Origin of the sequence: Streptomyces sp. NPDC006430 (assembly GCF_040612395.1) — a bacterium.
Lineage (GTDB): Bacteria > Actinomycetota > Actinomycetes > Streptomycetales > Streptomycetaceae > Streptomyces.
In genome coordinates, this window is sequence record NZ_JBEXQA010000014.1 from 119,050 (window position 1) to 131,155 (window position 12,106).

General features: G+C 71.8%; 7 protein-coding genes. 6 read left to right on the plus strand and 1 reads right to left on the minus strand.

The genetic code is table 11. The features are described from left to right. The first annotated feature begins 115 nt into the window (after window positions 1–115). From ABZZ20_RS21420 to ABZZ20_RS21440, 5 genes are all read left to right on the plus strand, one after another. A complete protein-coding gene (locus tag ABZZ20_RS21420; protein ID WP_356871792.1) occupies window positions 116–2,992 on the plus strand; it encodes a BTAD domain-containing putative transcriptional regulator in 2,877 nt (958 codons plus the stop codon). A 118-nt stretch (window positions 2,993–3,110) separates the two neighbouring features. Then, window positions 3,111–3,677: a PadR family transcriptional regulator gene (locus tag ABZZ20_RS21425; protein WP_356871794.1), complete on the plus strand. Its 567-nt coding sequence runs from the start codon at window positions 3,111–3,113 to the stop codon at window positions 3,675–3,677. 111 nt (window positions 3,678–3,788) lie between these two features. Next, entirely contained in the window at window positions 3,789–5,507 is a 1,719-nt protein-coding gene (locus ABZZ20_RS21430; RefSeq protein WP_356871796.1) for an acyl-CoA dehydrogenase family protein, read from the plus strand. 252 nt (window positions 5,508–5,759) lie between these two features. Next, window positions 5,760–8,459, plus strand: a complete 2,700-nt coding sequence (gene ppdK / locus ABZZ20_RS21435) for a pyruvate, phosphate dikinase (protein WP_356871798.1) — start codon at window positions 5,760–5,762, stop codon at window positions 8,457–8,459. A gap of 148 nt (window positions 8,460–8,607) precedes the next feature. After that, window positions 8,608–10,224, plus strand: coding sequence for an oleate hydratase (locus ABZZ20_RS21440; protein ID WP_356871800.1), 1,617 nt, complete (start codon window positions 8,608–8,610; stop codon window positions 10,222–10,224). Between the two features lie 134 nt (window positions 10,225–10,358). On the opposite strand, the gene ABZZ20_RS21445 is transcribed toward ABZZ20_RS21440, so the two are convergent. After that, entirely contained in the window at window positions 10,359–10,961 is a 603-nt protein-coding gene (locus ABZZ20_RS21445) for a CBS domain-containing protein (RefSeq protein ID WP_356871802.1), read from the minus strand. A gap of 257 nt (window positions 10,962–11,218) precedes the next feature. On the opposite strand from ABZZ20_RS21445, the gene ABZZ20_RS21450 reads away from it, so the two are divergent. Beyond that, the gene (locus ABZZ20_RS21450) at window positions 11,219–11,941 is read left to right on the plus strand and encodes a response regulator transcription factor (protein WP_356871804.1); all 723 of its coding nucleotides are present in this window, start codon (window positions 11,219–11,221) and stop codon (window positions 11,939–11,941) included. The last annotated feature ends 165 nt before the right edge of the window (window positions 11,942–12,106 follow it).

Here is a 12,106-nt window from a genome sequence, read left to right on the forward strand (position 1 = left end):
ATGTGGCCGAATTGCATACGCTCCGTCCCGTTCCGCTCGCCCTTGGTAGAGTTGGGGACCGGATGGTAGGTACACGCACCTCGCGGCCGCAGGTACGGGGGCGGGAGGAGGGGCCATGAGCGGCACGCGGGCCGAACCGTACTTCTCCCTGTTAGGACCGGTTCAGGCCCACCGGGGCGACGCCCTGCTTCCGCTGGGTCCACCGCAGCAGCGTGCCCTGCTCGCCATGCTCCTGTGCCGGCGCAATGCGGTGGTGGGCCTGGACGAGCTGATCGACGGCCTCTGGGGCGGGCAACCGCCGTACGCCGCCGTGGGCACGGTCAGGTCGTACGTCTACCGGCTCCGGCGCACGCTGGGCCGCGCACTGGCCACCCAGGGACGGGGCTACGCCCTCCAAGTCGGCCAGGACGGCCTGGACCTGGCCCGCTTCGAGGATCTGGTCGCCCTCGGCCGGGCATCCGCCTCGGCCGGCGACACGCCCGCGGCGCGGGACCTGATGGCGCAGGCCCTGGGCATGTGGCGGGGAACCGCCCTGGCCGGACTGCCCGGCCCGCAGGCCCGTATCCAGCGCGAGCGGCTGGCCGAACTGCGCCTGTCGGTCCTGATGGAGCGGGTCGAGCTCGACGTGAAGTTGGGGCGCCACGCGCAGCTCGTCGCCGAACTGACCGGCCTGTGCCTGGAGCATCCCCTCAACGACCGGCTCCGTACGCTCCGCGACACCGTACTGGAGGGCAGCGGTCGGGGGAGGGAAGCAGGGGTGGCGCCGTCCGCCGTCCTGGCCCCACCCGCTCCCGCTCCCGCACCCGTTCTTGGCGTACCCGCGGCCCACCCGGCCCACCCGGCCCACCTGCCCTGCTCCGCCCACCCGCCCCGCCCGGCCCAACTGCCGTACGTCCCGGGTGATTTCACCGGGCGCGCGGAGGCGGTCCAGGCCCTCGTCGACGCCCTGGCCCCGACGGCCTCCGAGGCGATGGCCGTCTGCGCCGTCGGCGGCATCGGCGGCGTCGGCAAGACCACCCTCGCCGTGCACGCCGCCCAGCGGCTCAGGGAACACTTCCCGGACGGCCAGCTGTACGCGAACCTGCGCGGCGTACGGCAGGACCCGGCGGAACCCGGCGCCGTGCTGGCCGGATTCCTGCGCGCGCTCGGTGTCGCCGGCCCCTCCCTCCCCGAAGAACCGGAGGAGCGCGCGAGCCTGTACCGGTCACGGCTGGCCGGCCGGCGCCTGCTGCTCGTCCTCGACGACGCCCGGGACATCGCGCAGCTGGAGCCGCTCCTCCCCGGCGCGCCCACCTGCGCGGTACTGGTCACCAGCCGCAGCACCCTGCCCGAACTGCCGGCCGCCCTGCGCGTGCGGCTCGACGTCCTGTCCGCCGCGGACGCGGTGGCCCTGCTCGGTCGCATCGTGGGGGACGAGCGGATCGCCGCCGAGCCCGCCGCGGCCTCGGCGCTCGTCGAGCGGTGCGGTGGGCTGCCGCTGGCGTTGCGCATCGCGGGGTCCCGGCTGGCGACTCGGCCGGCCTGGCGGCTGGCGGACTTCGTCCGGCTCTTCGACGGGAGCCGCCTCGCCTTCCCGGGCCGGGGCGGGGGCGAAGAGAGCGTGGAAGCCTGCTTCCGCCTCGGCTACGACCTGCTCGGTGCGGCCGAAGCGCGACTGTTTCGCCTCCTGGCGGTCCCGCAGGTGGAGACGGTGGACCTCGCCGCGGCGGCGGCACTGGCCGGGTCGGAGCAACCGGAGACCGAGCAGCACCTGGAACGGCTGATCGAGCTCGGACTCCTGGAGTCCCCGGCCCCGCTCAGCTACCGCTGTCACGATCTGCTGAAGGAGTTCGCCGCCGCGCGGTCCGAGGAGTGCGACGAGCCCGGCGACCGGACGCAGGCGCTGCTCCGGCTGGTCGAACACCACCTGGCCCGCGCCCGGTACGCGTACGCCGTCCAGCGCCCGGGGCACCCCCTCGCGGGCCTGCTGACCCCCACGACCGCCGACGGTGCGACCCCCGCTCCGCACCCCACCGGGGAGCGAGCGGGTGCCGTGCACGTCGAGGTCGTCCTCGCGGTGGCCGTCCAGGCGCTGGAGGCCGAACCGTCGGCCGTCGCCCTGATCGCCGACGCGGTCCTCGCCCTCGACCCACTGCTCGACGGATCGTTCCTGTGGGCCGCGCTGGTCACCCCTGCCCGCCGCATCCTGCGCGGCGCCGAGGAACAGCAGGAGACCCGTGCGGCCGGCCGCATCGGCTACATGCTGGGGACGGCGCTCACCCGGCTGGGCCGGTTCGAGGAGGCGGAAGCCGTACTCCAGCGCGCCGAGCGGGCGGCGGGGGCGGTCGGCGACGAGGTGGTGCGCACCGAGATCCTGACCTGTCGTGCCGTGGCCCGGCAGGGGCGCGCCGACTGGAGGAGGGCCGATGCCCTCTACCGGGAGGCGGTCGCCCTCGGTACGGCCTGCGGCAATGCGTGGGGCACGGACCACGCGCGCTCGAACAGCGTCAGCACCCTTTTGAACCTGCACCTGTACGACGAGGCCGCCGAGGCCTGTCGGCTCAGTCTGACCGCGGCCCGCGACCGCGCGGACCGCTACGGCGAAGCCCATGCGCTGTACAGCCTGGGGATCGTCGCCCGGCGCACGGGCCGCGTGGAGGAGGCGGTCGCCCTGCACAGGGAGAGCGCCGAGCTGGGCGTGCGCGGGGGTTACCCGGCCTTCGAGGTGATCAACCTGATCTCGGAGACCGCCGCCCACCTGACCGGGGCCCAGCCCCGCGAAGCCGCAGCCTGCGGCGAACGCGCGCTGGCCGCGGCCCACCGGTTCGGCTGGCGGGCTGCACAGGCGCGGACCCTGCGCCTGCTGGGCACCGCGCTGGCGGCGGCGGGGGACCACGCCGGGGCCGAGGCCCGTCTCGCGCAGGCCGTGGAACAGCTCGGAGCACTGGGCCTGCCCGAGGTGGCCGAGGCCTCGGACACCCTGGCCTCGCTCCGCGGAGCGGCAGCGCGGTGATGCACGGGTGCGTCCGGGCTCCGCTCGCCGCCCCGCCGCCCTGCTGCGCCGGGTGAGCCGTGTCTCACCCGGACCCTTCGACTTGTCTATGCAACGAGTTGCATAGAAAGATCGGGGCATGGCGCTCGAACACGCGATCCTCGTCTCCCTGCTGGAGAAGCCGGGCTCCGGCTACGAGTTGGCCCGGCGGTTCGAGCGGTCCATCGGATACTTCTGGACCGCCACCCACCAGCAGATCTACCGCGTCCTCAAGCGCATGGAGGGCGACGGCATGCTCGCCGTGCGCGAGGTCGCGCAGCAGGGCAGGCCGGACAAGAAGGAGTACTCCGTCGCCGACGCCGGCCGGGCCGCCCTCGCCCGCTGGTTGCACGAGCCGATCGAACCGGAGAGCCTGCGGCACGATCTGGCCGTGAAGATCCGTGGCGCGGCCTTCGACGACCCGGCCGCGTTGATCCACGAGGTCGAGCGGCACCGCCAGGTGCACAGCGACCGGCTCGCCCACTACCTCGCCGGGGAGCTGCGCGACTTCACCGGGCCCGGGGCCCCGGCGCCCCCCGACGCCGGCCAGGAACTGCAACACGTCGTGCTGCGCGGCGGCATCGCGTACGAACGGATGAGTATCGCCTGGCTCGACGACGTGCTCGCCACCGTCCGCCGGCTCGCCGCGTCGCCTCGGCGCACCTGAACGCCCCGCCGGCTCCCTCGACGCCCCAGCCCCCAACCCCCCGACGCCCCAGCCCGCAACCCTCGCTCTCCACCCCAACCCTCACCCCCGACCTCCGGAAGGCGAACCTCCATGGCCGACCCGCTGCTGTTCAACCCGCGCACGTACGACCCGAAGCACTTCGACCCCGAGACCCGCAGGCTGCTGCGGGCCACCGTCGACTGGTTCGAGGCGCGCGGCAAGCGCAAGCTGATCGAGGACTACCGCTCCCGCGCCTGGCTGGCGGACTTCCTCGCCTTCTCCGCCGAGGAGGGCCTGTTCGCCACCTTCCTCACCCCGGCCGCGGACGCCGGGCAGAAGGACCAGCGTTGGGACACCGCCAGGATCGCTGCCCTCAACGAGATCTTCGGGTTCTACGGTCTCGACTACTGGTACGCCTGGCAGGTGACGATCCTCGGCCTCGGCCCGGTCTGGCAGAGCGACAACGCCGCCGCCCGCAGCCGTGCGGCAGAACTCCTCTCCCAGGGCGAGGTGTTCGCCTTCGGCCTGTCCGAGAAGACCCACGGCGCCGACATCTACTCGACCGACATGCTGCTGGAGCCCGACGGCAACGGCGGCTTCCGGGCCTCCGGCTCCAAGTACTACATCGGCAACGGCAACGCGGCCGGGCTCGTCTCCGTGTTCGGCCGACGCACCGATGTCGAGGGCCCGGACGGCTACGTCTTCTTCGCGGCCGACAGCCGCCGTCCCGCGTACCACCTCGTGAAGAACGTCGTCGACTCCTCGAAGTACGTCAGCGAGTTCCGCCTGGATGACTACCCGGTGGCCCCCGAGGACATCCTGCACACCGGTCGTGCCGCCTTCGACGCCGCGCTGAACACCGTCAACGTCGGCAAGTTCAACCTCTGCACCGCCTCGATCGGCATCTGTGAACACGCCATGTACGAGGCCGTCACGCACGCGCACAACCGCATCCTCTACGGCCGCCCCGTCACCGCCTTCCCGCACGTGCGGCGCGAGCTGACCGACGCGTACGTCCGTCTCGTCGGGATGAAGCTCTTCAGCGACCGCGCCGTCGACTACTTCCGCACCGCCGGGCCCGATGACCGCCGCTACCTGCTCTTCAACCCGATGACGAAGATGAAGGTGACCACGGAAGGCGAGAAGGTCATCGACCTGATGTGGGACGTCATCGCCGCCAAGGGCTTCGAGAAGGACAACTACTTCGCCCAGGCCGCGGTCGAGATCCGCGGTCTGCCCAAGCTGGAAGGCACGGTCCACGTCAACCTCGCGCTGATCCTGAAGTTCATGCGCAACCACCTGCTGGACCCCGCCGAGTACGCACCCGTACCGCCCCGCCTCGACGCGGCCGACGACGCCTTCCTCTTCCAGCAGGGGCCGGCCCGCGGCCTGGGCTCCGTGCGCTTCCACGACTGGCGCCCGGCGTACGAGGCGTACGCCACGGTGCCGAACGTCGCCCGCTTCCGGCAGCAGGCCGACGCCTTGTGCGCCTTCGTCACGACCGCCGCCCCCGACGAGGAGCAGAGCCGCGACCTCGACCTCCTCCTCGCCGTCGGCCAGTTGTTCGCACTGGTCGTCCACGGCCAGCTGATCCTGGAGCAGGCGCGCCTGACCGACCTCGACGAGGACGTGCTGGACGAACTGTTCGCCGTCCTCGTGCGCGACTTCTCCGCGCACGCCGTCGAGCTGTACGGAAAGGATTCTGCCACCGAGCAGCAGCAGAGCTGGGCGCTCGGCGCCGTCCGGCGTCCGGTCGTCGACGAGGCCCGCTCGGCCCGGGTCTGGGAGCGCGTCGAGGCCCTGTCCGGGGCGTACGAGATGGCGCCGTAACCGCTCACGCCCCACGGCTCACCAGCCACCCACGGCCCACCGCGCGACCGCCGCGCGGTGGGCCGTGGCGCGTGTGGGCGCCGGACCCCGCACGGGGATCCGCCAGAAGGGGGGAGTGGGCCGGTCGTCCCGGTGTGGGGACCTGTGGACCCTGCACGGCGCGAGGGGGGACGGCGAGAGTGTGAGGGGACGAGCATGCCGCTGCCCCGACGAGCGGAACGCCCCGTACACCCCACGAGAGAGGCGAGCGTGATGACGAAGTACGTGTACGAGTTCACCGAGGGCGGTCGTGAGATGGCCGGGCTGCTCGGCGGCAAGGGCGCGAACCTCGCGGAGATGGCCCGCATGGACCTGCCCGTGCCTCCCGGGTTCACCGTCACCACCGAGGCGTGCCGCGTCTTCCTCAGGACGGGCGCGCCGCCCGAGGAGCTGGACGCGCAGGTCGCGCGCCACCTCACGGCTCTGGAACGGGCGGCGGGCAAACGGCTCGGGCAGGTGGACGACCCCCTGCTGCTGTCCGTCCGGTCGGGCGCCCGGTTCTCGATGCCCGGCATGATGGACACGATCCTCGACATCGGCCTGAACGACCTGGCCGTCCTCGGCCTGGGCAAGACGCCCGAGCGCGAGCGGTTCGCCTGGGACTCCTACCGGCGCCTCATCCAGATGTTCGGCAGCACCGTCATGGGGGTGGACGGCGCCCTCTTCGAGAACGTCATCGGCCAGCTCGAACGGCAGCACCGCGCCTCCGACGACAGCCGCCTCGACACCGTGGACCTCATCCGGCTGGTCGATTCCTTCAAGGACCTGATCGTGGAACAGACCGGCGAGGAGTTCCCCCAGGACCCCGCCGAGCAGCTGCGCAGGGCGATCCTGGCCGTCTTCACGTCCTGGAACGGGGAGCGGGCCCGGATCTACCGCCACCGCGAGCACATCCCCGACGACCTGGGCACCGCGGTCACCGTCCAGACCATGGTGTTCGGCAACCTCGGACCGGACTCCGGCAGTGGCGTCGCCTTCACCCGCGATCCCGCCACCGGGCGCCCCGGCACCTACGGCGACTACCTGCCCAACGCCCAGGGCGAGGACGTCGTGTCCGGAATCCGCAACACCGTGCCCCTGGAGCGACTGGCCGACCTCGACCCCGCTTCGTACGCCCGACTGCGCGGCTACATGGACCGCCTGGAAGCCCGCTACAAGGACCTGTGCGACATCGAGTTCACCATCGAGCGGGGCAAGCTGTGGATGCTCCAGACCCGCGTCGGCAAGCGCACGGCGCAGGCCGCCTTCGGCATCGCCTCCCAGCTCGCCGACGAGGGGCTGATCTCCTCGCAGGAGGCCCTGGCCCGCGTCGACGGGGACGCCCTGGCCCGCCTGATGTTCCCGCGCTTCGACACGTCCACCGCGGGCGAGGTGATCGCGCGCGGCGTTCCCGCATCGCCCGGGGCCGCTGTGGGGGCCGTGGTGTTCGATTCGGCCGAGGCGGTCCGACGGGCCGGTGCCGGGGAGCGCGTGGTCCTCGTACGCAGGGAGACGAATCCGGACGACCTGCCGGGCATGATCGCCGCCCAGGCCGTGCTGACCAGTCGGGGGGGAAAGACCAGCCACGCCGCGGTCGTGGCACGGGGCATGGGCAAGGTCTGCGTGTGCGGGGCGGAGGGCATCGCCGTCGACGTCCCCGGGCGTTCCTTCACGGTGGGCGGGATGACCGTCAACGAGGGCACGGTGGTCTCCGTGGACGGAACCGACGGGGTGGTGTACCTCGGGGCGGTGCCGCTGGGCGAATCGGAGGTCGTGCGGTACTTCGAGGAGGGCGGGCGGGCGCCCGACGAAAGCGACGAGCGGATCGTCCACGAGGTGCACCGCTTCATGTCCTCTGCCGACGCGGTGCGCCGGATGGAGGTCCGGGCCAATGCCGACACCCCGCAGGACGCCGCCCGGGCCCGCCGGTTCGGCGCCCAGGGCATCGGTCTGTGCCGTACCGAGCACATGTTCCTCGGTGATCGGCGCCCCCTGGTCGAGACCATGATCCTGGCCCGTACCGGTACCGAGCGGGCCGAAGCCCTCGCGGCGCTGCTGCCCCTCCAGCGCGATGACTTCATCGGAATCCTGGAGGCGATGGACGGGCTTCCCGTCACCGTCCGCCTGCTCGACCCCCCGCTGCACGAATTCCTACCCGACCGGACCGAGCTCGCCGTGCGCATCGCCCGGGAGGAGGCCGCGGGCCGCACCCCGACCGCGCGCGATCGCGAACTGCTGGCGGCCGTCAGCCGCATGCACGAGGAGAACCCCATGCTCGGCCTGCGCGGCGTCCGGCTCGGGCTGGTGGTTCCCGGGCTCGTTGCCATGCAGGTGCGTGCCCTCGCCGAGGCCGTCGTCGCCCGCAAGCGGGCCGGAGGCGACCCTCGGGCGGAGATCATGGTCCCGCTCGTGGACGCGGCGGAGGAACTGCACCTCGTACGGGAGGAGGTGAACGCGGTGCTCGCCGAAGTGGTCCTGGAGACGGGCGTCGAGGTCGACTGCCCGGTGGGCACGATGATCGAACTGCCCCGGGCGGCGCTGACCGCGGGGAAGATCGCCCGGGACGCCCAGTTCTTCTCCTTCGGGACGAACGACCTGACCCAGACCACGTGGGGGTTCTCGCGCGACGACGTCGAGGCCGCATTCTTCTCCACGTACCTCGACAAGGGCATCTTCCAGAGGTCGCCCTTCGAGACGATCGACCGCGAAGGCGTGGGCCGCCTCATGGAGATCGCCGTCGCGGAGGGGCGCGCGACGCGGCCGGACCTCAGGATCGGCGTCTGCGGCGAACACGGCGGAGACCCCGCATCCGTCCACTTCTTCCACGACGTTGGGCTGGACTACGTCTCCTGTTCCCCCTTCCGGGTCCCGGTCGCCCGGCTGGAAGCCGGCCGCGCCGCCCTCCCGCCGTCATCGGCCGACAGCAGCAAATGAACGGTCCCCACCGGGGTCGGGCCGTGGCGCAGGGACCAATGGACGGTGTCGCTCGGCCCGACCGGCCCGTGCGCGTCCCTACGTACGGGCGTTGACTGGGTGGACCGGCGGGGAGCCCCGGCGGTCCGCTCCAGGAAGGGCATCGGTCATGACGAACGCGACGCAGCATCCCCGGGCGTATCTGGTCGGCGGTGGGATCGCCTCGCTCGCGGCGGCGGTTTTCCTCGTACGTGACGCGGGACTGCCGGGCGAGAACGTCCGCATCCTTGAGGAACAGGCGCAGTCGGGCGGTTCGCTGGACGGCAGCGGCTCCCCGGAGGGCGGATACGTCACCCGGGGCGGTCGCATGCTGGAGGACGAGGCGTACGTCTGCCTGTGGAACCTGCTGGACACCATCCCCACGCTGGGCGACGACGCGGTGTCCGTCCTGCGGGAGACCGAGGAGTTCAACGCCCGCTGGGCCACGCACGCCAACGCCCGGCTGATCGACGCCTCCGGGACCGTCCTCGACGCGTCCAGGCTCGGGTTCACCACCGCGGACCGGTTGGAGATGGCACGGCTGCTCGCCCTGCCCGAGTCCGTCATCGGAGCGCGCCGGATCGAGGACTTCTTCTCGGAGCACTTCTTCACCACGAACTTCTGGGCCATGTGGCGCACCACCTTCGCCTTCCAGAACTGGCACAGCGCCATCGAGCTCAAGCGGTACTTCCTGCGCTTCCTCCAGGAACTGCCGCGCATCCACACCCTCGCCGGGGTGCGGCGCACACGGTTGAACCAGTACGACTCCATCGTGCGGCCGGTACAGGAGTGGCTGGAGCGGCAGGGGGTCCGCACCGAGCACGGTGTCAGGGTCACGGACGTGGAGTTCACCGGCGAGGACGGCGAGGGCCGCCTGGGCGGTGAGCACGGCGAGCGCCGCGTCCGGCGGATCCGCTTCGAGCGGGACGGCACCGAGGACTCCTACGAACTCGGCCCGCAGGACTACGCCTTCATCACTCTCGGATCGATGACGGCGGACGCGCGGTACGGCAGCGACGACACGGTGCCCGAGCTCGTCCGCGACAAGAGGGACGGCGCCTGGACCCTGTGGGAGACCCTGGCCCGAAAGGCTCCCGACTTCGGCCGGCCCGGCGCCTTCAACGGCAACGTGGACGAGGCCAAGTGGGAGTCGTTCACCCTGACCATGCGCAGCCCGACCCTGCTCAAGCGGATCGAGGAGTTCTCCGGCAATGCCCCCGGCACCGGAGCGCTGATGACGTTCAAGGACTCCCGCTGGCTGATGTCGGTGGTCGTCCCCCACCAGCCGCACTTCGACGGACAGCCCGACGACGTCTTCACACTGTGGGGGTACGCACTGTTCGTCGACGAGCCGAGCGAGCTGACGGGCCGGAAGATGTCGGAGGCGACCGGGCAGGAGATCCTCGACGAACTGCTGGGCCAGTTCGGCTTCCACGACATCGCCGACGAGGTGTGCGCCACCACGACCGTCACCACCGTGATGATGCCGTACATCACCAGCCAGTTCGAGCGGCGCGAGGTCCACGACCGGCCCCAGGTCATTCCGCGCGGCTCCACCAACTTCGCGTTCCTGGGCCAGTTCACCGAGATCCCCGAGGACGTGGTCTTCACCGTCGAGTACTCAGTGCGCGGGGCCATGCACGCCGTGTACGGGCTGCTCGACATCGACAAGGAGATCCCGGCGGTCTACCACGCCCTGTCCGACCCCGTGACGGCACTGAAGGCGCTGAAGGCGATCTTCGCCTGAACGCCGCCGCGGTGCGCCGGTCCCGGGTCAGACCCGGGACCGGCGCACCGCGGTCATCCATGACGCCCCGGGCCGCTCGGCCCGGGGCGTCATGTCGTGCCACCCGTTCTGGTGCTCAGGCGCCCTCTGGTGCCTCATGCCGCCTCGTTCGGTGGGCGGTACACCACCCCCACCACACCGTCCACGCGCCAGGCCGCCCGCAAGAGCGCGGTGCTGTCCGTGTCGGGCGGGGCGATCCCCTGGAGGGTGACGATCCCGTCCTTGACGAGGACGCGGAGCCCTCCCTCGGCGGGGGTGGGCAGCCGTGCCGTGACTTCGGCCGCGACCTCGGAGTGGATCTCGTCGTCGGTGCGCAGGAAGGTGCGCAGCAGGTCACGGCGCGTGGTGATGCCGATGAGGCGATCCTCCTCGTCCACCACGGGGAGCCGGTCGATGCGGCGGCGCTCCATGATGCGTGCGGCCTCCGCGACCCGCTGCTCGGGGTGCACCGTTACCGCCGGGGCGGTCATCAGCGCTCCCGCCGACACGTGGGGCATGAGGCGGCTCGGCACGCTCCGTCGCCGGGTGAGGTCGGTCCGGGAGACGACACCCACCACTTTGTCGTCCTCGTCCACCACGGGCAGGCCGGTGATCCGGTGGAGGGCGAGGAGCCGGGTCAGTTCCTTGAAGGGGGTGTCCCGACGGGCCGTGACGACCTCGCAGGTCATCAGCTGCCCCACCGTTCGTGTGTGCACCATGTTCCTCGCCCCTGCCGTGGTCGTATTTTCGTCCTTGCTCACAGCCTGCTGCCAGGGAGGAGCGCGCGGCAGGTCCGGTCAGGGTCCTGATACGGGGCCGTTCGTCCCCGTTCCCAGGTACCGTCAGCAGGAGCACGTGCTGAGATCGGTGTGCGAAGAGGGTCTTCCGGCCCTGGTCCTTCGCCGCGACCGACGGCATGCTGCACTTCAGCCCCCATCAGAGTCGGGGGCGTGAACAGGAAAGATGGAGCGCTTCGATGACGCAGTACACCGCCGGCGCCGTGCCGCGAGAGCCGGTCAGGGTCTTCCTGCTGGACGACCACGAGGTCGTGCGTCGGGGCGTCCACGACCTGCTGGACGCGGAACCCGATCTGACGGTCGTCGGCGAGGCGGGCACGGTGGAGCAGGCGCTGGTGCGCGTGCCCGCGCTGCGCCCGGACGTGGCGGTCCTGGACGTACGGCTGCCGGACGGCGACGGGGTGAGCCTGTGCCGTGAGCTGCGTTCGCGGATGCCGGAGCTCGCCTGCCTCATGCTGACCTCCTTCGACGACGAGGAGGCACTGCTGGACGCGATCATGGCCGGCGCCTCGGGCTACGTGCTGAAGCAGATCACCGGTACGGACCTGGTGTCCGCGGTACGCACGGTGGCGTCGGGCCAGTCCATGCTCGACCCGGGCGCCACCGCACGGGTGATGGCCCGGCTGCGGACCGGAGGCCAGGAGGAAGAGCCGCAGGGGCCGCCCGGGCTGACCGCGCGCGAACGGGAGATCCTCGCGCTGGTGGGGGAGGGGCTGACCAACCGGGAGATCGGTACGCGGCTCTACCTCGCGGAGAAGACCGTGAAGAACAACGTCTCGCGGCTGCTGGCCAAGCTCGGCGTGGAGCGCCGGGTGCAGGCTGCCGTCCTGGCGGCCCAGTACTCCGGACCGGGACAGGAGACCGGTTCCCCGACCGTACCCGAAGGCCGTACCCCGCGGTAGCCGAGCGCGGCGAGCCCCGTACGGTGGCCGGCACACCGGGCTGACCTCCACTAACCCCTCCCTCCCGACCACTGCGGGCCCCTCCCGTCCCGGGCCGCCCTGCGGGGCCCACCACCGGGATGCCGTTACCCTGGGCGTGTACGGGGAGCGGGATGCACGAGGGGG